At 70.5% G+C, this 23,990-nt stretch carries 23 protein-coding genes; 14 read left to right on the top strand and 9 right to left on the bottom strand.

The features are described 5' to 3' along the window. The first annotated feature begins 75 nt into the window (after positions 1–75). Both OG302_RS14135 and OG302_RS14130 read left to right on the top strand, forming a co-directional pair. On the top strand, positions 76–741 hold the full coding sequence (locus OG302_RS14135; protein ID WP_371527123.1) for a response regulator transcription factor: 666 nt from the start codon (positions 76–78) through the stop codon (positions 739–741). After that, positions 738–2,171, top strand: coding sequence for a sensor histidine kinase (locus OG302_RS14130; protein ID WP_371527122.1), 1,434 nt, complete (start codon positions 738–740; stop codon positions 2,169–2,171). The genes OG302_RS14135 and OG302_RS14130 overlap by 4 nt, the downstream gene beginning before the upstream one ends. A gap of 3 nt (positions 2,172–2,174) precedes the next feature. Here the strand turns inward: OG302_RS14130 and OG302_RS14125 are convergent, their stop codons facing one another. The 4 genes from OG302_RS14125 to OG302_RS14110 all read right to left on the bottom strand — a co-directional run bounded on the left by OG302_RS14125 (position 2,175) and on the right by OG302_RS14110 (position 4,910). Further along, complete coding sequence (locus tag OG302_RS14125) at positions 2,175–2,651, bottom strand: MarR family winged helix-turn-helix transcriptional regulator (protein ID WP_371527121.1); 477 nt, start codon at positions 2,649–2,651, stop codon at positions 2,175–2,177. Positions 2,652–2,771: 120 nt separating this feature from the next. Then, positions 2,772–3,578, bottom strand: a complete 807-nt coding sequence (locus OG302_RS14120; protein WP_371750119.1) for an AIM24 family protein — start codon at positions 3,576–3,578, stop codon at positions 2,772–2,774. A gap of 8 nt (positions 3,579–3,586) precedes the next feature. Beyond that, a complete protein-coding gene (locus OG302_RS14115; RefSeq protein WP_371527120.1) occupies positions 3,587–4,270 on the bottom strand; it encodes an AIM24 family protein in 684 nt (227 codons plus the stop codon). A gap of 1 nt (position 4,271) precedes the next feature. Next, entirely contained in the window at positions 4,272–4,910 is a 639-nt protein-coding gene (locus OG302_RS14110; RefSeq protein ID WP_361833683.1) for an AIM24 family protein, read from the bottom strand. A gap of 176 nt (positions 4,911–5,086) precedes the next feature. On the opposite strand from OG302_RS14110, the gene OG302_RS14105 reads away from it, so the two are divergent. The 4 genes from OG302_RS14105 (at position 5,087) to OG302_RS14090 (ending at position 9,816) form a co-directional block, all read left to right on the top strand. Next, positions 5,087–5,431, top strand: coding sequence for a DUF3817 domain-containing protein (locus tag OG302_RS14105; protein WP_371527119.1), 345 nt, complete (start codon positions 5,087–5,089; stop codon positions 5,429–5,431). Next, complete coding sequence (locus OG302_RS14100; protein WP_249587703.1) at positions 5,428–5,721, top strand: MTH1187 family thiamine-binding protein; 294 nt, start codon at positions 5,428–5,430, stop codon at positions 5,719–5,721. The genes OG302_RS14105 and OG302_RS14100 overlap by 4 nt, the downstream gene beginning before the upstream one ends. A gap of 318 nt (positions 5,722–6,039) precedes the next feature. Then, complete coding sequence (locus OG302_RS14095) at positions 6,040–7,848, top strand: glycosyltransferase family 2 protein (protein ID WP_371527118.1); 1,809 nt, start codon at positions 6,040–6,042, stop codon at positions 7,846–7,848. A gap of 3 nt (positions 7,849–7,851) precedes the next feature. Further along, entirely contained in the window at positions 7,852–9,816 is a 1,965-nt protein-coding gene (locus OG302_RS14090) for a galactose oxidase-like domain-containing protein (protein ID WP_371527117.1), read from the top strand. Between the two features lie 15 nt (positions 9,817–9,831). Here OG302_RS14090 and OG302_RS14085 read toward each other — a convergent pair whose 3' ends face one another. Continuing rightward, positions 9,832–10,860: a glycoside hydrolase family 6 protein gene (locus tag OG302_RS14085; RefSeq protein ID WP_371527116.1), complete on the bottom strand. Its 1,029-nt coding sequence runs from the start codon at positions 10,858–10,860 to the stop codon at positions 9,832–9,834. A gap of 81 nt (positions 10,861–10,941) precedes the next feature. Next, positions 10,942–11,928 (bottom strand): DUF5937 family protein, encoded by a 987-nt coding sequence (locus tag OG302_RS14080; RefSeq protein ID WP_371527115.1) that lies wholly within the window; start codon positions 11,926–11,928, stop codon positions 10,942–10,944. 73 nt (positions 11,929–12,001) lie between these two features. Here OG302_RS14080 and OG302_RS14075 point away from each other — a divergent pair, with 73 nt between their 5' ends. The 5 genes from OG302_RS14075 to OG302_RS14055 all read left to right on the top strand — a co-directional run bounded on the left by OG302_RS14075 (position 12,002) and on the right by OG302_RS14055 (position 17,318). After that, the gene (locus tag OG302_RS14075) at positions 12,002–13,309 is read left to right on the top strand and encodes an MFS transporter (protein ID WP_371527114.1); all 1,308 of its coding nucleotides are present in this window, start codon (positions 12,002–12,004) and stop codon (positions 13,307–13,309) included. Between the two features lie 10 nt (positions 13,310–13,319). Further along, complete coding sequence (locus tag OG302_RS14070; protein ID WP_371527113.1) at positions 13,320–13,829, top strand: MarR family winged helix-turn-helix transcriptional regulator; 510 nt, start codon at positions 13,320–13,322, stop codon at positions 13,827–13,829. A gap of 113 nt (positions 13,830–13,942) precedes the next feature. Then, a complete protein-coding gene (locus tag OG302_RS14065; protein ID WP_361833697.1) occupies positions 13,943–14,275 on the top strand; it encodes a DUF3817 domain-containing protein in 333 nt (110 codons plus the stop codon). An 85-nt stretch (positions 14,276–14,360) separates the two neighbouring features. After that, positions 14,361–16,061 (top strand): methylmalonyl-CoA mutase, encoded by a 1,701-nt coding sequence (locus OG302_RS14060; RefSeq protein ID WP_371527112.1) that lies wholly within the window; start codon positions 14,361–14,363, stop codon positions 16,059–16,061. 159 nt (positions 16,062–16,220) lie between these two features. Further along, complete coding sequence (locus tag OG302_RS14055) at positions 16,221–17,318, top strand: alpha/beta fold hydrolase (RefSeq protein ID WP_371527111.1); 1,098 nt, start codon at positions 16,221–16,223, stop codon at positions 17,316–17,318. Here OG302_RS14055 and OG302_RS14050 read toward each other — a convergent pair. Both OG302_RS14050 and OG302_RS14045 read right to left on the bottom strand, forming a co-directional pair. Beyond that, entirely contained in the window at positions 17,315–18,703 is a 1,389-nt protein-coding gene (locus OG302_RS14050) for a sensor histidine kinase (RefSeq protein WP_371527110.1), read from the bottom strand. The genes OG302_RS14055 and OG302_RS14050 overlap by 4 nt on opposite strands. After that, positions 18,700–19,440, bottom strand: a complete 741-nt coding sequence (locus OG302_RS14045; RefSeq protein ID WP_371527109.1) for a response regulator transcription factor — start codon at positions 19,438–19,440, stop codon at positions 18,700–18,702. Before OG302_RS14045 ends, OG302_RS14050 begins: the two co-directional genes overlap by 4 nt. Before the next feature lie 64 nt (positions 19,441–19,504). Between OG302_RS14045 and OG302_RS14040 the strand changes: the two genes are divergently transcribed. Together OG302_RS14040 and OG302_RS14035 are read left to right on the top strand one after the other, a co-directional pair. Further along, positions 19,505–20,686 (top strand): glycosyltransferase, encoded by a 1,182-nt coding sequence (locus OG302_RS14040; RefSeq protein WP_371527108.1) that lies wholly within the window; start codon positions 19,505–19,507, stop codon positions 20,684–20,686. Next, positions 20,683–21,690, top strand: coding sequence for an SDR family NAD(P)-dependent oxidoreductase (locus OG302_RS14035; protein ID WP_371527107.1), 1,008 nt, complete (start codon positions 20,683–20,685; stop codon positions 21,688–21,690). The genes OG302_RS14040 and OG302_RS14035 overlap by 4 nt, the downstream gene beginning before the upstream one ends. Positions 21,691–21,741: 51 nt before the next feature. On the opposite strand, the gene OG302_RS14030 is transcribed toward OG302_RS14035, so the two are convergent. Then, positions 21,742–22,374 carry a TetR/AcrR family transcriptional regulator gene (locus OG302_RS14030; protein WP_371527106.1) on the bottom strand — a complete coding sequence of 211 codons (633 nt, stop codon included), beginning with the start codon at positions 22,372–22,374 and terminating at the stop codon, positions 21,742–21,744. A 362-nt stretch (positions 22,375–22,736) separates the two neighbouring features. On the opposite strand from OG302_RS14030, the gene OG302_RS14025 reads away from it, so the two are divergent. Continuing rightward, entirely contained in the window at positions 22,737–23,723 is a 987-nt protein-coding gene (locus OG302_RS14025; RefSeq protein WP_371527105.1) for a tetratricopeptide repeat protein, read from the top strand. Positions 23,724–23,990: the final 267 nt, after the last annotated feature.

Below are 23,990 nucleotides of genomic sequence, written 5' to 3'. Positions count from 1 at the left end.
TCTGGCTGAGCGACCCTGAAGCCAGGCTGAAGCCGCCTGAAGAACTCTTCAGGTTCGCTCTGGGACCCTGAACGCATGCGCCTGTTGATCGTGGAAGACGAAAAGCGCCTCGCGTTGTCCCTGGCCAAGGGCCTGACGGCCGAGGGGTACGCCGTGGACGTCGTGCACGACGGCATCGACGGCCTGCACCGGGCGAGCGAGGGGACGTACGACCTCGTCATCCTCGACATCATGCTGCCCGGCATGAACGGCTACCGCGTCTGCTCCACCCTGCGCGCCGCCGGTCACGACGTGCCGATCCTGATGCTCACCGCCAAGGACGGCGAGTACGACGAGGCCGAGGGGCTCGACACGGGCGCCGACGACTATCTGACCAAGCCCTTCTCGTACGTCGTGCTCGTTGCCCGGGTGAAGGCGCTCCTGCGCCGCCGCGGCAACGCCGGCCCTTCCCCCGTCCACACCCTCGGCGACCTCAAGGTCGACACCGCGGCGCGCCGCGTCTTCCGCGGCGACGACGAAGTGACGCTCACCGCGAAGGAGTTCGCGGTCCTGGAGCAGCTCGTCCTGCGCGCGGGCGAGGTGGTCTCCAAGGGCGACATCCTGGAGCACGTCTGGGACTTCGCCTACGAGGGGGACCCGAACATCGTCGAGGTGTACATCAGCGCGCTGCGGCGCAAGCTCGGGGCGTCGCTGATCAAGACGGTGCGCGGCGCCGGATACCGCCTGGAGACCCCCCGATGAAGAGATTCTTCAGTTCCGTCCGGGCCCGCGCCACCCTCGGCGCCAGCCTCGTCGTGGCCGTGGCGCTGGTCGCCGCCGGTGCCGCCGTCCTGCTCTCGCTGCGCGCGAACCTGACCGACCAGGCGAGCGGCCAGGCCGAGTCCGCCGCCCGCGGGGTGGCCTCGCAGCTCGCCGCGAACGTGCCGTACGGCGATCTGGACCTGGACGGGGAGGACCATCCGGTCCAGGTCGTGGACGGCGACGGACGGCTCGTCGCCGCCGGCGACGACCTGGAGAGCATCAGCGGCACCGGGGTCGACGCAGTGAAGCCCCGGCCGGCAGCGTCCGCGCCCCCCAAGAGCGAGGGCGATGACGACGACGAGAGTGAGGGGGACGCGCTCGAAGCGGGGGAGATCTCCGAGGATCCGGCGAAGGTCACCTCCGGCTCCGCCACCGTCGACGGCGAGACGCAGGACTACCGTTTCGCCGCGGTCGAGGTGAACGTCGAGAAGAAGGGCGACCTCACCGTCTACGCGGGCGCCTCGCTCGCCGCCCGGCAGAGCGCGGTCTCCACGGCGCTGACGTCCATGCTCATCGGTTTCCCGCTGCTCCTCGCCGTCATCGCCCTGGTGACCTGGCTGGTGACGCGCCGCGCCCTGCGCCCGGTGGACGCGATCCGCTCCGAGATGGCCGCGATCACCGCGTCGGAGGACCTCGCGCGCCGCGTGCCCGAGCCGGACACGCACGACGAGATCGCCCGCCTGGCCACGACCACGAACGAGACGCTCGCCGCCCTGCAGAGCTCGGTGGAACGTCAGCGCCGCTTCGTGGCCGACGCCTCGCACGAACTGCGCAGCCCCATCGCCTCCTTGCGCACCCAGCTCGAAGTGGGCGTGGCCCACCCGGAGTTGCTGGATGTGGACGGTGCGGTCGAGGACACCGTACGACTGCAGGAACTGGCCGCCGATCTGCTGCTCCTGGCCCGTCTCGACGCGGGCGAGAAGCCGGGCGGCGGACATGTGGATCTGGCGGCCCTGGCCCGCGAGGAGCTCTCGCAGCGCACACGGGACCGCGCCGACGTCCGCATGGATCTGGAGAGCGTCGAAGTCACCGGCTCCCGCGGCCAGTTGGCGCGGGTGCTCGGCAATCTCGTGAACAACGCACAGCGCCACGCGCGCTCGCACGTCACGGTCGCCACCCGCGCCGACGGCGCGTGGGCGGTCATCGAGGTCTCCGACGACGGGGACGGTGTGCCGGAGGGCGAACGCGACCGGATCTTCGAGCGCTTCGTCCGCCTCGACGACGCCCGCACCAGGGATGACGGTGGGGCGGGTCTGGGCCTTGCCATCGCACGCGACGTCGCCGCACGCCACGGCGGGACCCTCACGGTCTCGGAGGCCCCAGGTGGGGGAGCGCTCTTCGAGCTCAGGGTCCCTGCCGTCACCCGGTGAGGGTCAGGGCTTGCCCCGCTGGGCGCGGAGGTGTTCCGCGATCGGGCTCAGGGCCTTGTGGAGTTCGCCGAGCGCCTCGGGTGAGATCAGGTCGACGAAGTGCCGGCGGACGGAGTCCACGTGGTGCGGGGCGACCCGCTGCATGGTCTCCATGCCCTCGTCCGTGAGGACGGTGTAGAGCCCGCGCCGGTCGGACTCGCAGTTCTCCCGGCGGACCAGGCCCGCGTTCTCCATGCGGGTGATCTGGTGGGACAGGCGGCTCTTGGACTGCAGTGTGGCGGCCGCCAGATCGCTCATGCGCATCCGCTTCTCTTCCGATTCGGAGAGATGCACGAGGATGTCGTAGTCGTTCATGGTCAGGTTGAACGGCTGGAGGTCTTTCTCGAGCTGATATGTCAGCATCCTGTTGACCTCCACGTGGGTGCGCCAGGCGCACTGTTCCTCGTTGGTCAGCCACTGCGGGGCCGTCTCGGTCTCCATGGAATCGATTCTACCTAAGAAGTTGAAAGGTGAACGAATGTCGGTGTGTGACACGCGCCTCTCACCCTCCAGGTGAAAGAGGGGCACAGGCGTTCGCCGTCACACTCCGCAGACTACCGCTCACAGGCCGAAGCGACGCTGGAGGTCCCCCAGTTGTCCGGGAAGGCGCGGTTGCCCCGGCTGCTGACCGTGTTGTCCGTGTTGGCCTTGGCTGCCCGGTGCACCCTGGCCGCCCGGCACGCCCGCCTGCTGCGGCACCGCACCCGTCGCCTGCTCGGCCATGAGGGCCTCCGAGGACTGCAGAAGGACCGTGCCGGCGCCCACGAACTCGAACTGGTGCTCCTCACCTGAGGTTCCGCCGATCCCGGTCAGTGCCCGCACGCCACCGATGACTCCGGTCAGGTATCCGTGGTCGTAGTGATGGCAGGGCGAAGGGCAGTCGGCCCAGCCCACCAGGGCCTGCGGATCGACCCGGATCGGCGGCTCCATGAAGACGACCGGCCCGTTCGACGCGGCCACGAACTTGCCCGTCCCGATCAAGGTCAGAAAGCCCGGAACGATGGACTGCTTCAGCGCGAGAGTTGGCTGAAAAGCGAGGAGGTTGCCGGAGCGAATGGTCAGGTTGCCGTCTTCCAGGTCGTACGAATTCACGTCGAAGGCCCGGTCGGCGAGGAGCATCTTGCCCTGGCCGTCGGCCACCACCCAGTCGCTCGCGTGCAGGGGCGAATGAAAACTCGTGCGCACCAGACGGTCCAGGCGGCCGTGCCCGATGCCGTTGAACTCGATCGACCCGTAATAGGCGATCATCTTCCCCTTCTGCAGGAACCACTGGCTCCCCTTGAGCTCCACGCAGAAGGTGTACGCGTTCACGCTGTCGTCGCTCGGCAGCGTCATCGGGTCGAAGACCGTGGGCCCGCCCGCGGGCATTGAGGGGTTCACAGCTTCTCCTCCGATGCCTGGACGTACACCGCACCGCTCCCGGACAGCTCCAGCTGGAACGCCTCGCCCGAGCCCCGCCCCACCATGTCGCGCCAGCCGAGCGCCGTGGAGAGTTTGTTGCGCACGTCGCCGTGGTGCGCCACATACGCCTGCGGGTCGACATGGACCGGGCGCTGTGGGGTGATCGGCACCTCGATGACACCGCCGTGCGCCATGACGGCGACCGAGCCCTGTCCCTTGAGGGTGGTCGTGAAGAGGCCCTGGCCGGTGACCTGTCCGCGGACCATGCCCATGACGCCGCCCTGCGAGCCCATGAACATCGTGCCCTGCTGGAGCGTCCCGTCGAAGGCGAGCAGCCGGTCCGCCTCCACGTAGAGGGTGTCTCCGGTGAGGTCGATCACCTGGATGTGGTGACCGCCGTGCCCGAAGAGGACGGTGCCGACGGGGGTACCTCCCTGGTCATTAAGACCTTGGGGGACTTCGACGGTCATCAGGGGTGTCGCCTCGTTGGCGACGCGGCGGCCGATCATGGAGGCCAGGCCGCCCTGTCCGCCCTGCATGTTGGGCGTGAAGACCACGTCTCCCTTGTAGGCGAGCATGGCGCCGCGCTGGCTGAACAGCCGCTGGCCCGGAAGGATGGTCGCCTCGACCATCTTCGAGTTGATCTCTCGGAAGGGCATGTCAGACGTCCCCCGCGATCGTGTTCCGCTCGCTGGGCTGGACGTAGACCAGTCCGTCGCCCTCGAAGCGGATCTGGAAGGCCTCGCCGCCGCCCTCGCCGAGCAGCGTACGGAAAGTGACCCCCGACTGGAGGTTCTGCCGGAGGTCTCCCTGGTGCGCGACATAGGCCCCCGGATCGACCGTGAGGGGATACTGGCGGCTGACGCGCAGCACCACCGCGGGGCCGTCGGACATGATCGCCGCCTGGCCCGAGCCCTCGACGGTCGTGGTGAACAGACCGTTGCCCTGCGAGGCGCCGCGGACGCCGGTGAAGTGGGTGCCGGTGCGCAGGCCCCCGTCCGTGCACAGGAGATTGCCCGCCTCGACGAAGAGCGTCTCGCCGCGCAGCTGCACCAGGTTGATCTCGGTGGCGCGGTCCGCGAACCAGCACGTGCCGTGCCCCTTCACCTCCATCACCGTCATCTGCTCGCCGGTGAGTCGGCGGGTCACCATGCCCCGTATGCCCTCGCCTCCGCCGGTCATCTTCTTGAAGGCCATCTGGCCGTCGTACGCGACCATCGAGCCGTTCTTCGCCTTGACGGCGTCGCCGGACATGTCCACGGCGAGCACCCTGCTGCCTTGCAGTCGGAACGTTGCCACGTATCGACGGTAGCCGTCGGATATGGGGTCGGAACAGGGCAACGGCCCCTGAGCGAACCCCGAGAACACCCCGATGTCACAATGGGGGTCGCTTGTGCGCGCATTCACAAGATCAATGCCAGCAATGCCGTCGAGCGGCCCCGCCCCTCGCTCCCGCCTCCCACCGAAGGTGTTCCGTGGACATCAAGACCGCTTCCGCACTCCGCCGCCTCCGTCTGGTCTCGGCCCCCGAGGCCGTCTCCTTCCTGCTGCTGATCGTCTGCTCGGTGCTGAAGCGGACCACGGAGTTCAACGCCGTGCCGGTGATGGGCATGGTCCACGGCGTGCTCTTCGTCCTGTACGTGCTGTTCTGGCTCGACGCCTGGAACCGCACGAAGTGGGACGTGAAGACGGCCGCCCTCTACTTCATCCTCTCCGTCCTGCCGACCGGCGGCTTCTTCGCCGAGCGGAAGCTGAAGCGTGAGGCCGAGGCCGCCGTGATCGCGTCGCGCGCCCGCCGCGAAGGGGTGGTCAGCGCATGATCGTCGCCTTCTCCGTGACCCCGCTGGGCGTCGGCGAGGACGTGGGGGAGTACGTCGCCGACGCGGTCCGCGTGGTCCGCGAGTCGGGCCTGCCCAACCGGACCGACGCGATGTTCACGTCCGTCGAGGGCGAGTGGGACGAGGTGATGGACGTCGTGAAGCGCGCCGTCGCCGCGGTCGAGGCCAGGGCGCCGCGCGTATCCGTCGTCATGAAGGCGGACATCCGCCCCGGGGTGACGGACGGGATGACGTCGAAGGTCGAGACGGTGGAGCGGCACCTCTCCGAGTAGCCGCCACGTACGTGTGAAGAAGCCCCTGCCGACAGCTCGGTGGGGGCTTCTTCACGTACGGGGGCCGACGTCGTCGGCGCCGAAGTGCCGTGCGTCCGGCGCGGGAGATCGGCGAGCCCGTCCACTGACGGAGCAACGCCGCGGGACACGCGCCCCGGGGCACCCCGCCCCGCAACCACGGCCGAACCGCTCACCCTAAGACCGCCCGCACGGACGCATCCGGTTCGACACGCCGAGAAAACTCCACTTTTGTGTGGGTATCGGCTCGTTCGGACCCGAACCTGCCAGAGCCAGATCACTCAAGACCTGGAGGGCGCTGTGCGGCCGGAGGGCTACGACTACGAAACCCACAGCACACTCGCCGGACCGCTCACGGAGCCGGACGGTGAAGGTGGCCGCTATCGGGTGCAGTACAACAAGCTCCTCGCCAGCGAGCCCCACCGAATACGAGCCGTCATCCTCATGACGCTCGCCCCCGTTCTCACCGGCCTCCTCCTCGTCTACCTCGTGTGGCCGACGCACTGGACGGAACGCGAGGGCGCCGACCGCTGGCTCATCGGGCTCGACATCACGATGCTCGTGGCCATCGGCCTGATCGAGCTCTTCATGCTCGTCAACGTCATCTCGATCGCCCACGCGACGATGGTGGCGAGGGACCCGGTCCCGGTCACCCCCGAACCCGGCACCCGCGTCGCGTTCCTCACGACGTACGTACCGGGCAAGGAACCTCTCGGCATGGTGCGCGCGACCCTCGAAGGGGCCAAGCGGATACACCACACCGGCCCCCTCGACGTCTGGCTCCTGGACGAGGGCGACAACGAGGACGCCAAGGCGCTCTGCGCCGAACTCGGCGTACGTCACTTCACCCGCAACGGAGTGCCCGAGTGGAACCGCAAGAAGGGTGTCCACAAGGCCCGCACCAAGCACGGCAACTACAACGCCTGGCTCGCGATGCACGGCGACGCGTACGAGTTCTTCGCCTCCGTGGACACCGACCACGTCCCGCTCCCCAACTTCCTGGAGCGGATGATGGGTTACTTCCGGGACGAGGACGTCGCGTTCGTCGTGGGGCCGCAGGTCTACGGGAACTACGACAGCGCCGTCACCAAGGCCGCCGAATCCCAGCAGTTCCTCTTCCACGCCCTGATCCAGCGCGCGGGCAACCGCTACCGCGCCCCCATGTTCGTCGGCACCAACAACGTCGTACGCATCGCGGCGCTCCGTCAGGTCGGCGGCCTGTACGACTCCATCACCGAGGACATGGCGACCGGCTTCGAGCTGCACCGCCACAAGAACCCCGGCACCAAGCGCCACTGGCGGTCGGTCTACACCCCGGACGTGCTCGCCGTCGGTGAGGGCCCCGCCTCCTGGACGGACTTCTTCACCCAGCAGATGCGCTGGTCGCGCGGGACGTACGAGACGCTGTTCAAGCAGTACTGGAAGGCACCGTTCACGATGCCGCCCGGCCGGCTCTTCTCGTACACGATGATGCTCGTCTACTACCCCATGACAGCTGTCAACTGGCTGCTCGGCGTGCTGAGCTGCGTGCTCTTCCTCTGGTTCGGCGCCTCCGGCACGCAGGTCGCCGCCTCCGTCTGGCTGATGCTCTACAGCGACGCGGCAGCGCTCCAGATCGGCCTCTACCTCTGGAACCGCCGCCACAACGTCTCCCCGCACGAACCGGAGGGCTCCGGAGGCCTCGCGGGCATGGCGATGTCCGCGCTCTCCGCACCCATCTACGCCAAGTCGCTCGGCGCCGCCGTCGTGCGCCGCCCGAGCCGCTTCGTGGTCACGCCCAAGGGCGGTGACGCGAGCCCGGACCGGGTGCTGACCTTCCGCATCCATCTCTTCTGGGCGGCGGTCCTCTCCAGCTCACTGGTCGCCTCGTTCGTGCTCGACCACACCCATGTGGCGATGCGCACCTGGGCCGTACTGGCGATGGCCATCTCGCTCGCCCCGGTGGCGATCTGGAGCTGCACGCTCCTCAAGGAGCGCAGGGCCCGCGGAGCGGCCCGCCAGAAGGCGCGTCGGCTCGGCAGGGAAGACGCGGACAGCAGGGCCGCCACCGGCGCGGAGGGCGAGCCGGAGCCGGCGTTCGCCACCGGTACGACGACAGGAGGGAACTGACCCATGGCTTACCGGCCCTCGCAGCGCACCAAGAAGACGCTTCTCGGCGTCGGGGCGGGCGCGCTGCTCGTAGGACTCAACGCACCGGCGGCAGTCTCCTTCGCGGAGGAGCAGTACTACGAGTACAAGATCGCCCAGCCCGGCTACAAGGCCAAGTACGGCTCCTGGAAGCAGATCGGCATCCCCGAGGAGTTCCGCACCAATGCCATCCACGCCGCGCTCCTGCACACCGGCAAGGTCCTGATCGTCGCGGGCTCCGGGAACGAGCAGAAGAAGTTCGACGCGGGGTCGTTCGACACGATCCTCTGGGACCCGAAGACGGACACCTTCAAGAAGGTCAGGACCCCGGAGGACTTCTTCTGCTCGGGTCACGCCCAGCTCCCCGACGGGCGCCTCCTGGTGGCGGGCGGCACGGCGCGCTACGAACTCCTCGACGGCGAGATCAACCGGGCCGGCGGCGGCATGCGCGTCAAGAACGAGAACCCCGACAAGGCCATCGTCCTTAAGAAGGGCACCCGTTTCCGCTCGCCGTCGGGCGTCGAGTACGTGAGTAAGTTCGACGTGAAGGTCCCCAAGGCCAAGCGGGACTACAAGATCACGTACTCCAAGAGCGGTGTGATGCAGCCCTGGAAGACGACGGTCAAGGCGAGCGAGGCACGCGTCTTCGTCGAGGCCGCCCAGGAGGGCGACGAGTTCGTCACGCGGAAGTCCGCGCAGTACGAGATCGAGGGCCTCACCGGCAAGGACGCGGACAACGCGTACGGGATCGCCGAGAAGATCACCATGGACAAGCAGGACTTCCAGGGGATCAAGGCGGCGTACGAGTTCGACCCGACGGCCGAGAAGTACATCGCCGTGGACCCGATGAAGAAGGCCCGCTGGTACCCCACGCTCGTCGGTCTCGACGACGGCAAGGTGCTCGCGGTCTCCGGCCTGGACGACGTGGGCATGATCGACCCGGGCGACAACGAGATCTACGACCCGAAGACGAAGAAGTGGACCGACGGTCCCAAGCGCTACTTCCCGACCTACCCGGCGCTCTTCCTCACCAAGGGCGGCAAGCTCTTCTACCCCGCGTCGAACGCGGGCTACGGACCCGCCGACAAGGGCCGTCAGCCCGGCCTCTGGGACCTGAAGACGAACAAGTTCGACAAGATCCCCGGCCTCGTCGACCTCGACCAGACCGAGACGTCCGCGTCCCTCCTGCTGCCCCCGGCGCAGGACCAGAAAGTGATGATCATGGGTGGCGGTGGTGTCGGCGAGTCCGAGAAGGCGACCCGGCGCACGGCCGTGGTGGACCTCAAGGAGAAGAGCCCCGCCTTCAGGACGGGTCCCGAACTCCCGCAGGGCACCCGCTACCTGAACAGCGTGATCCTGCCGGACGACTCGGTGTTCACGTCCAACGGCTCCAAGGACTACCGGGGCCGCGGCGCGAGCAACATCCTCAAGGCGCAGTTCTACGACCCCAAGACGAACAGCTTCCGGTCGGCGGCGTCCCCCAAGGTGGGCCGCAACTACCACTCCGAGGCGCTGCTCCTGCCCGACGGACGGGTCGTCACCTTCGGTTCGGACCCGCTCTACGACAACCAGGACAACACCAAGCTCGGACACTTCGAGCAGCGCATGGAGGTCTTCACGCCGCCCACGCTGCACAAGGCGGGCGACAACCGTCCGGTCCTGGGCGAGGGACCGGAGCAGCTGGCGGCCGACGGCCGTGCGACCTTCCGTACGAAGAATCCCGGGAAGATCGCCTCGGCCCGTCTGATGCGCCCCAGCGCGGTGACGCACACGACGGACGTCGAGCAGCGGTCGATCGCGCTCGGCCTCACCAAGGGCAAGGGCGAGGTGACGGTGGACGTGCCCAAGGGCGACACCGCCCTGGTGCCGCCGGGCTGGTACATGCTGTTCGTGACGGACCAGGACGGCGCCTCGTCGGAGGCGAAGTGGATCCACGTGAACGGGAAGTAGCCGGATCCGCCGCGGTCAGGTGGCCTTGGCGTTGCGCGCGAGCCCCAGCGCGTAGTCGGGCCACCACTGGCCCGCCGCCGGGCCGCCGCGGCACGGTCCGTCCGAGTCGCCGGGCCGCTTGATCCACAGGACCGCGTCGAGCAGCGCGTCACCGGTCCGGTCCGTGGGCGGGGTGCCGAGGCCCCGTCCCGGCGGATTGCACCAGGCGTCCGCGCGGTCACCGGCGAGCGGGCCCTTGCCGTTGCGGCTGGTGTCCATCACGAAGTGCTTGCCGCCGACGACCTCGGAGAGGCTGCGGCCGTACGCCTTGATGGTGTCGTCGCCCTGGAAGTTCGAGACGTTCAGCGAGAAGCCGTCCGCCTGGTCGATGCCCGCCTGCTTGAGCGGTTCGGCGAGCTTGTCCGCCTGGCTGATCCAGCCCGGGTTGCCCGCGTCCAGATAGACCTTCACCCGGGGCTGCTTCTTGAGCCGTTGGATGGCTTCGGAGAGCAGCTGGTAGCGCTCCGCGTGGTACTCGGCGGGGGTGCAGCCGTCCACGATGTGCGCGACCGCGTCAGGCTCCAGGATGACGACGGCCGACCGGTCGCCGATGGCGCCCGCGAACGTGTCGATCCACTGCCGGTAGAAGTCCGAGCTGTGCGCGCCGCCCGCCGAGTGCTGGCCGCAGTCGCGGTGCGGGATGTTGTACGCGACGAGCACGGCGGTGCGGTCGCCCTGCGCGGCGCCGTCCACGGCGGCCTTGATGTCCGGGGCGGGGTCGTCGCCCGCGGGCCACACGGCCATGGGCTGCTCGGAGATCCGCTTGAGCGCGGCGGCGTCCTGGGTGCGGCCCTCCTGCTCCCACTGCCTGACCTGCCGGGCGGCGGCGCTCTCCGGGTCGACCCAGAAGGCGTTCCGCGATGCCTTCCCGGTGGCGTCGGTGGAGGGTCCGGCCTCGGTGGCCGTCCGCTCCTTGCCCGCGCCGGATTCGGCGGAGCACCCCGTCGTGAGCCCGAGGGCCGTGAGGGCCGTGAGTGCGGTGAACGTGCGGAGCAGCCGGTGCATCCAGCCCCCTTGGGCGACGGTGACCGGGCAATCGTTACATAACGGTCCAATCGGCCTCGGTTACGACACCGGGCGTGCCCCTCAGATGCCGCCGCCGCTCGCCAGCGCGATGCCGAGCGGAGTGCGTTCGTAGAGCACCTGGTGTCTGTATCGCCGCGAGATCAGCAGCCCCGCGTCGCGCAGGGCGCCGAGGTGCGCGGAGACGGACGAGGGGGCGAGCCCCAGGCGGTGCGCCAGGGCCGAGGTGGTGGCGGGGTCGGTCAGCGAGGCAAGGACAGTGGCTCTGCCCCGCCCGAGCAGCCGTACGAGCGCCTCGGACGTACGGTCGCTCGGCTCGGCCCAGAGTCCGGCGAGGCCACGGGCGGGATAGGCCAGGGTCGGCTGCCAGGGCGGCTCGTGGCCGCCCACCACGTCGGGCCAGGCGAAGACACTGGGCAGCAGCACGAGGCCCTCGCCCGCCAGATGCCGCACATGATCGGCCGACCGCGCGACGGTCAGCGTCTTCGACTCCCAGGTGAACCGGGGGTCGAGCTCGGCGATCAGCGCACCGAGGCCGACCTCCGCGAGCCGCCGCGAGTGGAAGGCGACATCCGCGTCGAGCAGCGCGCGGAGCCGGGGCCAGTCCGGCTCGACGAGGGTGTGCCAGGCGGCCTCCACGGCATCCGCGAGGTCCCGCACCGCGCGTACGGGATCGGCGAGCAGCGCGCGCCCCCGAGGGGACTCGGTGGCCCCCGGGGTGCAGGCGAGCGCCCGCGCCAGCTCCTCACGCGCGGCCTCGGGGTCGGCCGCGCGCACCGCCGCGATCTCCTCGTCGAAGGTGGCGGCGGGGCCGATGGGCGGAGGGCCGAGGAAGTCCGGGGTGTAGCCGCGCTGCGGCATCAGCAGCCACAGCAGCCCGAGTTCGAGCCCGGCGCTCGCCCCGCGGATCCGCCGCAGCCACTGCGGGTGGTAGCCGTGCCGGTCCGGCCGCTTCAGGGTCCGCACGGCTTCCTGCGTCTCCCACAGCGGCGACACGGCGAACCGGCACCGCAAGAGATCGTCGGGACCGAAATGCAGCCGGTTCGGCACGCGTACCCCCCCCAAGATTCGCCTGGAACCGAAACTCTAGGGCGACGGGCACGCACGCGTGCAGGGTGCGGTCATGTCTGACGATGCCAACCCCGAGGCGTGCGCCCCCGAACCCGCCGGCTACCTCCGCCTCTTCACCGTCCGCGAGTTCCGCGCCGTCTTCCTCGCCCACGCCCTCTCGCTGCTCGGCGTCGTCATCAGCGAGGTCGCGCTCACCGTCCTCGTGTACGGCCTCACCGGGTCGCCGCTGCTCAGTGCGCTCACCTTCGCCCTGGGGATGCTGCCGTACCTGATCGGCGGGACCCTCCTCTCCGGGATCGCCGACCGGTATCCGCCGCGGCGCGTGCTCGTGCTGTGCGACGTGGTGTGTGCCGGCTGCGCGGTGCTCATGGCGCTGCCCGCCACGCCCGTCTTCGGGCTGCTCGCGCTGCGGTGCGTCATCGCTCTCGTGTCGCCCGTCTTCAACGGGACGCGGATGGCCACCCTCACCGACATCCTGGGGGACGGCGACCTGTTCGTCCTCGGGCGCTCCCTGCTCAGGATCGTCTCGCAGAGCTCCGTACTCGTCGGCTTCGGGCTCGGCGGCGTCCTGCTCACCCTCGTGCCGCCGCGCGGGGCGCTCCTCATCACCGTCTCTACGTTCGCCGCGTCGGCGCTGCTCCTGCGGTGCGGGACGCGGCGCAGGCCCGCACGCGGGGGCGTCGGTCCCGCCCTGCTGAAGTACTCGCTCAGCGGTGCCAGGCAGGTGCTCGGCGACCGGCGGACCAGGGCGCTGCTGCTCCTCCTGTGGGCGCCGCCCATGTTCATGGTCGCCCCGGAGGCGCTCGCCGCTCCGTACGCCGACCAGATCGGGGCCGGCGTCGCGGGCGTCGGACTGCTGATGTGCGCCCTGCCGGTCGGCACGATCGCGGCGGAGCTGTACGCGGGGTCCGTGCTCTCCGTCTCCGCCCGGGCCCGCATCGCCCTGCCGCTCGCCTCGTTCACGCTGCTGCCGCTCACCGTGTACGCGCTCACCCCCGGCCTCCTGTGGGCGATGCTCGCCCTCGCGCTGGCCGGCGCCGGATCCGCGTACACGCTGGGCGTCGACCGGTGGTTCGTCGACGCGGTTCCGGCGGAGCTGCGCGGGCGGGCCATGACCGTGCACACGGCCGGGCTCATGACGATCCAGGGGGTGGGGATGGCGCTCGCCGGGCTCGCGGCGGAGTTCTTCGCGGTGAGCACCGTCGTCACGGCGTCGGGTGTGCTCGGCACGGTCTGCTGCCTCGTGCTCGCGGCCGAGGTCCGCGCCACGGGCCGTACGGCCGCCGGTGAACCCGCCGAACCCCGGGAACAGGCGACCGAATCGCGAGACGGGGCTGACCACCATGTGACCGGCGGGTAAGGTCTTTGGCGTGCCGAAGCCGCTCAGCCTTCCCTTCGATCCCATCGCCCGCGCCGACGAGCTCTGGAAGCAGCGCTGGGGATCCGTACCGGCCATGGGCGCGATCACCTCGATCATGCGGGCGCAGCAGATCCTGCTCGGCGAGGTCGACGCGGTCGTCAAGCCGTACGGACTGACCTTCGCGCGGTACGAGGCGCTGGTCCTGCTCACGTTCTCGCAGGCGGGCGAGCTCCCGATGTCCAAGATCGGCGAGCGGCTCATGGTCCACCCCACGTCCGTCACCAACACCGTCGACCGCCTGGTCAAGTCCGGTCTCGTCGACAAGCGCCCCAATCCGAACGACGGGCGCGGCACGCTGGCCTCCATCACGGAGAAGGGTCGCGAGGTCGTCGAGTCCGCCACCCGCGAGCTGATGGCGATGGACTTCGGGCTCGGGGTGTACGACGCCGAGGAGTGCGCGGAGATCTTCGCGATGCTGCGGCCGCTGCGGGTGGCGGCGGAGGACTTCGAGGAGCAGTAGGAGCACCCGGAGGGGAACCCGATGGGGAACCCGGTGGGGCGGTAGAACCGACCGTTCCGGTCGTGCCGGGGCCGCCGGAAGATCGCGCAAATCGGGCCGATACGCTCGTAGGCATGAAGCGATCCGTGCTGACCCGTTACCGGGTGATGGCCTACGTCACCGCCGTCATGCTGCTCATCCTGTGCACCTGCATGGTGTTCAAGTACGGCTTCGAGAAGGGTGAGGGCCTGACGCTGGTCGTCTCCCAGGTCCACGGCGTCCTCTACATCATCTACCTGATCTTCGCCTTCGACCTGGGCTCCAAGGCGAAGTGGCCCTTCGGCAAGCTGCTGTGGGTGCTGATCTCCGGCACCATCCCGACGGCCGCGTTCTTCGTCGAGCGCAAGGTCGTCCGCGAGGTCGAGCCGCTGATCGTCGACGGCTCCCCGGCCACCGCGAAGGCGTAGCGCCCCACCCGGGAACACCGCCACGGACATACCCGTGGCGGTCAGCCATCGACATTTACTAGGACGTCCAAGTAAATTCGAGGGTATGGACGCTGACGCCATCGAGGAGGGCCGCCGTCGCTGGCAGGCCCGGTACGACACCGCGAAGAAGCGCGACGCGGATTTCACCACGCTCTCCGGTGACCCGGTCGAGCCCGTCTACGGGCCACGGCCAGGGGACGCCTACGAGGGATTCGAGCGGATCGGATGGCCCGGCGAATACCCCTTCACCCGCGGACTCCACCCCACCGGCTACCGCGGCCGGACCTGGACCATCCGCCAGTTCGCGGGCTTCGGCAACGCCGAGCAGACGAACGAGCGCTACAAGATGATCCTGGCCGCCGGCGGCGGCGGACTCTCCGTGGCCTTCGACATGCCGACCCTGATGGGCCGCGACTCCGACGAGCCGCAGTCCCTCGGCGAGGTCGGGCACTGCGGGGTCGCCATCGACTCGGCCGCCGACATGGAGGTCCTGTTCCAGGACATCCCGCTCGGTGACGTCACGACGTCGATGACGATCTCCGGACCCGCCGTCCCCGTCTTCTGCATGTACCTGGTCGCCGCCGAGCGCCAGGGCATCGACCCGGGCGTCCTGAACGGCACGCTCCAGACGGACATCTTCAAGGAGTACATCGCGCAGAAGGAGTGGCTCTTCCAGCCCGAGCCGCACCTGCGCCTCATCGGCGACCTGATGGAGCACTGCGCGCGCGACATCCCCGCGTACAAGCCCCTGTCGGTCTCCGGCTATCACATCCGCGAGGCCGGGGCGACGGCCGCGCAGGAGCTCGCGTACACCCTCGCGGACGGCTTCGGGTACGTGGAGCTGGGGCTCAGCCGCGGCATGGACGTGGACGTCTTCGCGCCCGGACTGAGCTTCTTCTTCGACGCCCACCTGGACTTCTTCGAGGAGATCGCCAAGTTCCGCGCCGCCCGCCGCATCTGGGCCCGCTGGATGCGGGACGTGTACGGCGCGCAGACCGACAAGGCCCAGTGGCTGCGCTTCCACACGCAGACCGCGGGCGTCTCGCTCACCGCGCAGCAGCCCTACAACAACGTCGTGCGCACCGCTGTCGAGGCCCTCTCCGCGGTCCTCGGCGGCACGAACTCCCTGCACACGAACGCCCTCGACGAGACCCTCGCGCTGCCGAGCGAGCAGGCCGCCGAGATCGCGCTGCGCACGCAGCAGGTACTCATGGAGGAGACGGGCGTCGCCAACGTGGCGGACCCGCTGGGCGGCTCCTGGTACGTCGAGCAGCTCACCGACCGCATCGAGGCCGACGCCGAGAAGATCTTCGAGCAGATCAAGGAGCGGGGACGCCGGGCGCACCCGAACGGGGAGCACCCCATCGGGCCCATCACCTCCGGGATCCTGCGCGGCATCGAGGACGGCTGGTTCACCGGTGAGATCGCCGAGTCGGCGTTCCAGTACCAGCAGTCCCTGGAGAAGGGCGACAAGCGCGTCGTGGGCGTGAACGTCCACCACGGGTCCGTCACCGGTGACCTGGAGATCCTGCGGGTCTCTCACGAGGTGGAGCGGGAGCAGGTCAAGGTCCTCGGCGCGCGCCGTGCGGCCCGGGACGACGCCCGGGTTCGTGCCGCGCTCGACGCCATGCTGGCGGCTGCCCGTGACGGGGCGAACATGATCGCCCCCATGCTGGAGGCGGTGCGGGCCGAGGCGACGCTGGGGGAGATCTGCGGGGTCCTGCGGGACGAGTGGGGGGTCTACACCGAGCCGCCCGGGTTCTAGTCCGGGTTCTTTGGGTGTGGGCCCCTGCGGAGCCCCCTGGAAGGCCCCTGCGGGGCCTCCTCGGGGCCCTCTTGGAACCCGGCCGAAAAATGTGGGTGTCAGATGCAGGGGGCTGGGTAGGCGCCGCCCGTCCCACCGCCCTGCCCCTGGAGTCACCCTGTGTCACCCGTGAGCCTGCCCGGCCCCACCCGTACCGCCGTGATCGCCATCGGAGCCGCCACGCTCACTCTCCTCGGTGCCCTGACGGTGTACGGATCCGGCGAGGTCAGCGCGAGCCCGCCGGCCGAGCCGAAGGTGCAGGACTCCTTCGACTCGCTCGGCCCCGAGGTGCACGCGGCGAAGCTCTCGAACGGCCGGACGGCTCACTACTCCGACACCGGGAACAAGAAGGGCAAGCCCGTCCTGTTCATCGGCGGTACCGGCACGAGCGCCCGCGCCGCGCACATGACGGACTTCTTCCGGACGACCCGTGAGGACCTGGGCCTGCGCCTCATATCCGTCGAGCGCAACGGCTTCGGTGACACGGAGTTCGACAAGAAGCTCGGCAAGGCCGACTTCGCCGCTGACACCCTTGAGGTCCTCGACCAGCTCGGTGTGGACGACGTCAGCGTGATCGCGATCTCCGGCGGCGGCCCGTACGCGGCGGAGCTCGCCGGGCGTGCCCCCGACCGGATCTCGGCCCTGCACCTCGCGGCGGCCCTGCCGCCCTATGGCACGAAGCCCGCGTACTGCGCGATGTCCGACGACGAGCTCGCCGGCACGGTGAAGGAGTCCATCAAGGACCCGCGCAAGTGGTGGGCGTTCCCCGACGACAGCCCCGTGAAGTCGATACCGGGCTTCGCCGACACGGCGTACGAGGAAGGCGCGCGCACCTACAACCAGCGTGGCCAGCAGGCCGACCCCGCGCCGCAGGTGCACGAGCAGAAGCTGTACTGCGGACGGCCGGGCCCCGATCTCTCGAAGCTCGACGCCCCCGTCTACCTCTACGGCGGCAAGAAGGACACGACCGTGCCGCCGGAGACCCTCAAGACCTGGCAGGAGGCGCTGCCGGGCAAGGCGACGGTGCGTACGTACGCCGACTCCGGGCACGACGTGCAGTACCGCCACTGGGACCAGATCCTGGTCGACCTGGCGGGACACGGTGACCGGACGGTCGTCTGCCGCGGCAAGCACACGCGTGTCCTGCCCGCGGGGGAAGCGGACCGCCTCGTCGCGAAGGGGCGCGCTGATCTCGGCAGTTGCGCCTGGAAGAACTAGCGGTCACCGAGTGTCAGTCTGAACAGCGCGCCCCCGCCCGGCGCACCCTCCGCCGTCAGCTCCGCCCCGTGCGCGTGGGCGATCTGGCGGGCCATCGCGAGACCAAGGCCCGAGCCCGGCAGGGCGCGGGCCTTCTCCGCGCGGTAGAAGCGGTCGAAGACGTACGGCAGATCCTCCTGGGCGATGCCGGGACCGTGGTCGCGGACCGTCAGGGTGCCGGGCGTGAGCGCAACCTCCACGGGAGTGCCCGGCGGGCTGAACTTGGCCGCGTTGTCCAGGAGGTTGGTGACGAGGCGGGACAGGCGCGCGGGCACGCCGGGAAGGCTCGCGCCGACGGCGTCCGGCGCCACGTGGAGCGTGAAGGGCACCTGCGGCCAGTGGCCGCGCGCCGCGTCCACGACATGGGTGACCAGGGGAGCGAGCCGCACCTCCTCCAGGAGGGGCTGCGGCTCCTCGTCGCGCGCCAACTCGATCAGGTCGTTGACCATGCCGGTGACCTCGCGCAGCTGACGGCCGAGCGCGCCGGACGCCCGCTCGCGCTGCGCGTCGGTCAACCGGTCGGCGCGGGCCAGGAGTTCGGCGTTCGTCCGCAGCGCGGTCAGCGGGGTACGCAGTTCGTGCGAGGCGTCGGCGACCAGGCGGCGGCGTGCGGCGACCGACTCCTCCAGCTCGGCCAGCATCGCGTTGAACGAGGCGGCCAGGCGTGTCACCTCGTCCTCGCGGCCCGGCGGCCCCGGCGGCAGCTCGATGCGGTGGCGGGCGTCACGGGTCGCCGCGATGCGCTCCGCCGTGGCGGTGAGGCGGGCGACCGGTGCGAGGCCGGTGCGCGAGACCCAGTAGCCGCCGAGCCCGGACAGGAGCACTCCGGCGCCGCCCACCGCGGAGAGCAGCACGGCGGCCTGCTGTACCCCGCGCTCGGCGATGTCGGCGCGCAGGGCGACCTGGACGGCGTTTCCCGTGCCGTAGTTGGTGGTGTACATCCGGGTCGGCTTCCCGTACAGCGTCAGGCTCGTGTAGTACGGCTTCGCCCGGCCGCTCGCGACCTGCCGGGTGGAGGGAGTGACCGGGAGCAGATACGGCTTCGACGGGTCCTTCGCGGCGTCGGCGGGGACGACCTGGGAGCAGGCCGGGGTGCCGGGGTAGCGGCACTCGTCCGTGACGACGCCAGGCTCGGCGTCGTACTCCCGCTGCTGGGCGATGAGGGTCGCCGACTGGGCGAGGTTCTGGTCGAGCTGCTGGTAGAGCTTGTAGCGGATGACGAGGAACGCGGCCACGCACACCCCGACCGCGACCAGCGCCACGGCCGCCGCCGCGGCGAGCGCGAGCCGGGTGCGCAGCGGACGCCTGCGCCGCCACCGCGCGCCGAGCCTGCGCCGGGCGCTCACGGGCTGCCCAGCCGGTAGCCGACACCGTGCACGGTGTGCACCAGGCGTGGCTCGCCGCCCGACTCCAGCTTGCGGCGCAGATAACCGACGTACACGGCGAGGGAGTTGGAGTCGGGTCCGAAGTCGCGCCCCCAGACCGACTCCTGGATGAGGTCGCGCGGAAGGACCTGCCCCGCGTTCCGCAGCAGCAGTTCGAGCAGCGCGGCCTCGGTGCGGCTGAACTCGACCGTGCGGTGGCCGCGGCGGCCGGTGCGGGTCGACGGATCGAGGACGAGATCCCCGTACGCGAGGTCGTCGCCGTCGGCGGTGGAGTGCTGCTCCGGGGCCGCGCGGCGCAGGAGGGCACGGACGCGGGCGACGAGCTCGTCGAGGGCGAAGGGCTTCACCAGATAGTCGTCGGCACCCGCGTCGAGGCCGTCCACGCGTTCGCTGACGGAGCCGAGGGCGGTGAGGACGAGGACCGGGGTGCGGTCGCCGAGTGCGCGCATCTGACGGCAGACGGCGAGACCGTCCATGACGGGCATCATCACGTCCAGGACCACGAGGTCCGGCTCCCACCGGGCGATGGCGCTGAGCGCGCGCTGCCCGTCCGGGGCGCCGCGGACCAGGTGGCCCTCGATCGTGAGGCCGTCCTCGACCGCCGCGCGGACCTCCGGATCGTCGTCGACCACGAGGATCTTGGCCGGCGGTGGGCCGCCGCCGGTCACGGGTGGGCCCGGCCTGCTCGTGTGACTCATGGGTCAAAGGTGCCAAACGCGGCTCTTAAAACCCTCTTAGACCTGCTCGTAATGCTCCGTTGCCATGCGAACACCCGATATGCGAGCTTCCGGGACAGGGGTCCGTGCCTCTCTCTCCGTCGTCATCGGCGCGGGCGGCACCGGGGGACACATCTATCCCGGTCTTGCCCTCGCCGACGCCCTGCGCCGCGCCGTGCCGGGCGCCGTCGTCTCCTTCGTCGGCACGGAACGAGGCCTGGAGACCCGGCTGATACCGGACGCCGGATACCGCCTGCACACCGTCGACATGATCCCCTTCGACCCCTCGCTCGGCGCCAGGCGGTTCCTCCTCCCCGCCGCCCTGGTGAAGTCCGGCGCCCAGTGCCGGGCGATCCTGCGGGACCAGGGCGCGCAGGTCGCGGTCGGGATGGGCGGCTACCCCAGCGCTCCCGTCATCGTCGGCGCCCGGATGGCGGGCCTGCCGAGCCTGATCCACGAGTCCAACGCGGTGCCGGGCCGGGCCAACCGGTTCGCGGCCCGCCTCACCCCGAACATCGCCGTCGCCTTCGACCGCAGCCGGGAGCATCTGCCGGGCGGTGAGCGCGCGTACACCACGGGGATGCCCATCGCGGCGCCGCTCGCCGCGCTCGACCGTGCGGCGCTGCGGGCCGAGGCCCGGCGGGAGTACGGGATACCGGACGAGGCCCGGCTGCTGCTCTTCAACGGCGGCAGCCTGGGCGCCGCCCGGCTCACCGAGGCGGCCGTGGGGCTCGCGGCGCGCTGGCGGCACCGCGACGACGTACAGCTCCTGATCAAGACCGGGCCCGCCGCGCTCGACGAGACGCGGCGGCGGCTGACTCAGGCGGGCGTGGAGGGGATCGCCCGCGCCGTGCCCTACCTCGACCGGATGGACCTCGCGTACGCCGCCGCCGACCTGGTGGTCTGCCGCGCCGGGTCGGCGACCGTCGCCGAGCTCGCCGCCACCGGGGTGCCCGCCGTCCTCGTCCCCTATCCGCACGCGCCCGGCGACCACCAGACCCACAACGCGCGGGTCCTCTCCGACGCGGGCGCGGGTCTGCTCCTTCCCGACGGCGAGACGACGGCCGCGCGGCTCGCGGAGCTGGTCGGTCCGCTGCTCGCCGATCCGGCGCGGCTCGCCGCGATGAGCGGGGCGGCGGATCCGGGCCCGCACGCACGGGCCGCCGACCTGCTCGCCGAGCGGGTCATCCAACTGACGCACCACACACCCCACTTGGAGTACGCATGAGCAACAACGGCACCACGTTCAGCTGGGCGGGCCGCACGGTCCTCGTCACCGGGGCGGAGGGCTTCATCGGCTCGACGCTCGTCGACCTGCTCCTGGAGCAGGGGGCGAAGGTCCGCGCCTTCGTGCACTACAAGCCGTACGCCGACAAGGGCCACCTCGCGCATCTGATGGGGGACCCGCGGGTCGAGATGCTCGCGGGCGACGTCCGGGACGCGGGGCGCGTGACGGACGCCGTGGAGGGCTGCGACACGGTCTTCCACCTGGCCGCGCTGATCGGCATCCCGTACTCGTACGACTCCCCGGGGGCGTACGTCCAGACGAACGTCGTCGGCACGGAGAACGTGGCCGAGGCGTGCCGGCGGCACTCCGTGCGGCGGCTGGTCCACACCTCCACGAGCGAGGTGTACGGGACGGCGCTGACCGCCCCCATCTCCGAGGAGCACCCGCTCCAGCCGCAGTCCCCCTACTCCGCCTCGAAGATCGGCGCCGACATGATGGCGCTCTCGCACTGGCACGCCTTCGAGCTGCCGGTGACGGTCGTCCGCCCCTTCAACACCTACGGCCCGCGGCAGTCCGCCCGAGCGGTGATCCCCACGATCCTGGCCCAACTGCACTCCGGCGCACGGGAGATCAAGCTGGGCTCGCTCACGCCCACCCGTGACTTCACCTACGTGACGGACACCGCGCGGGGCTTCATCGCGCTCGCGGAGTGCGAGGCGGCGCTCGGCCACGCGGTCAACCTCGGGGTGGGCCAGGAGATTTCGATCGGCGAGCTGGCCCAGGCGCTGATCGAGGCGTCCGGGCGGGACGCGAAGGTGGTCGTCGACCCGTCCCGGCTGCGCCCTTCGGGCAGCGAGGTCCAGCGGCTCCTGTCGGACAACTCCCGGGCGAGGGAGTGGGCGGGCTGGACTCCGGCGGTGTCCTTGGCGGAGGGCCTGAAGCGGACGTCCTCCTGGGTCGCCGAAAACCTCCACCTCTTCGCGGCGGACCGCTACCAGGTCTGAGGCTTCCGCCGGGGGCCCGGAGAGGCGTGGTGGTTGAGGCCCCGGGGCCCGTTACTGCTGGGACGCTGCTGCCGCGAGGCCGCCCAGCAGGAGCAGCGTGAAGCGGCGGGCCCAGTCCTCGTCCACCGGTTCGCCGCTGACCAGGGCGCGGTGGACCACCGCGCCGGCGATCACGTCGAAGATGAGGTCGGCCGTGCGGCCCGCGGCGTAGGGGTCGGGTTCCGGGGGCAGTTCGCCCCGCTCCTGAGCCCGCTTCCGCCCCGCGAGGACCAAACGTTTCTGGCGGTCCACGATCGACGTACGGATCCGCTCCCGCAGCGGCTCGTCCGAGGTGGACTCGGCGACCACGGCCATCAGCGCCGTCTTCGTCTCGGGGCGGCACAGCAGCGCCGCGAACTGCAGGACCACACCCTCGATGTCCGCCGAAAGGCTGCCCCGGTCCGGCAGCTCCAGCTGGTCGAACAGCTCCGCCACCGCGTCCACGACCAGCTCGCTCTTGCCCGCCCAGCGCCGGTAGAGGGTCGTCTTGGCCACGCCCGCACGGGTGGCCACGTCGCCGAGGGTCAGCTTGGACCAGCCGAGCTCGACCAGGGCCTGGCGGGTCGACTCCAGGATCGCGGTGTCCGCCGCGGCGCTGCGGGGGCGGCCACCGGTGCGGGCGGGAGGCGGGGTGCGGCTCTGCATCCCGCGACCATACCGGCCAGTACGAAAGGGGCCGGAGACGCGGCGAGTGAGGCAGATCACGCTGATTCGCGCAGGCCCGCCGCCCACACGTGTACGCCTGGCAGTTACGCTACGACCCGTAGCGAAAGAGTCGTGGGCGGGACGAACGGCAACTCCTCGGCGCCCACGTTCTTTCGCGGCGGACGAACAGAGACAACCAGAGCGGCAACCACAGCAGTGAGCACCGGCACAGGGTGGGGACCCTGCGCCACAACCATCGGTCCTCCTCGGGACCTTGGCGCCACGACCGCCCGCGGCCCCGCAATCCGGCGGGGGGCCTCGGACGGGCGCGGTTCCCGCACGGCTTGGGGGAGGATGTACTCATGCAGCCACGGAACATGTCCATGAGCGGAGTCGTCGACCTCGCCGCCGTGAAGGCGGCCCAGGAGGCCAAGGCGAAGGCGGAGCAGGCGCGCGCCGAAGCGGCCAGGCAGGGCGGGGGCGCCGTACCGGGCGTCTCGCCGTCGAGTCTCGTCATCGACGTCGACGAGGCCGGTTTCGAGCGCGACGTCCTCCAGCGCTCCACCGAAGTGCCCGTCGTCATCGACTTCTGGGCCGAGTGGTGCGAGCCGTGCAAGCAGCTGAGCCCGCTGCTCGAAGGCCTCGCGCGGGAGTACAACGGCCGTTTCGTCCTCGCCAAGATCGACGTGGACGCCAATCAGATGCTGATGCAGCAGTTCGGGGTCCAGGGGATCCCGGCCGTCTTCGCGGTGGTGGCCGGGCAGGCCCTGCCGCTCTTCCAGGGCGCGGCCCCGGTGGAGCAGATCCGCCAGACCCTGGACCAGCTGATCCAGGTCGGCGAGGAGCGCTTCGGTCTGACCGGCATCGTCGTCGACCCGGGCGCCGAGGGCGGGGACCAGCAGGAGGCCCCGGTCGCCGAGGTGCCCGCGGGCCCGTACGACGCCCTGCTCGAAGCCGCCGTCCAGGCGCTGGACGCGGGCGACTTGGGCGGCGCTGTCCAGGCGTACCGCAACGTACTGAACGACGACCCGGGCAACACCGAGGCCAAGCTCGGCCTGGCCCAGGCCGAACTGCTCCAGCGCGTCCAGGGCCTGGACCCGCAGCAGGTCCGCAAGGACGCCGCCGACCGGCCCGCGGACGTGGCCGCGCAGATTGCCGCCGCCGACCTGGATCTGGTGGGTGGTCATGTGGAGGACGCCTTCGGGCGGCTCATCGACGCGGTCCGGCGCACGGCGGGCGAGGACCGGGACGCCGCACGCGTGCGGCTGCTCGAACTCCTCGACGTGGTCGGTTCGGACGACCCGCGGGTGACCACCGCGCGTACACAGCTCGCACGGGTGCTTTTCTGACCGGTTTCCGACCCTGTCCGGACGTTCGACCCGGACCTGGACGTTCGGCCTGTCGTGGGCCGTTCGCTGACCAGTCCTTAAACGCTGGGGCTTGTGATGCCCGAGTGAAAATTTGCCGTCAAGGCGCCACAGTGGCCGCGCTTTACCAAAACTTGGTAATCGCGGCCACTGTTACTTGGAGTAAGCCCAGGCCAGTCTTCTGTCCTGGTGTGCCCTTCAACATCCCGTTCTGTTCCTGCCCATGGGTGCACCGTCCGTGGCCGACCG

Source organism: Streptomyces sp. NBC_01283 (genome assembly GCF_041435335.1).
Taxonomy (GTDB): Bacteria; Actinomycetota; Actinomycetes; order Streptomycetales; family Streptomycetaceae; genus Streptomyces.
The sequence above is the reverse complement of the archived record's forward strand: the minus strand, read 5'-3'. Positions and strand labels throughout refer to the sequence as shown.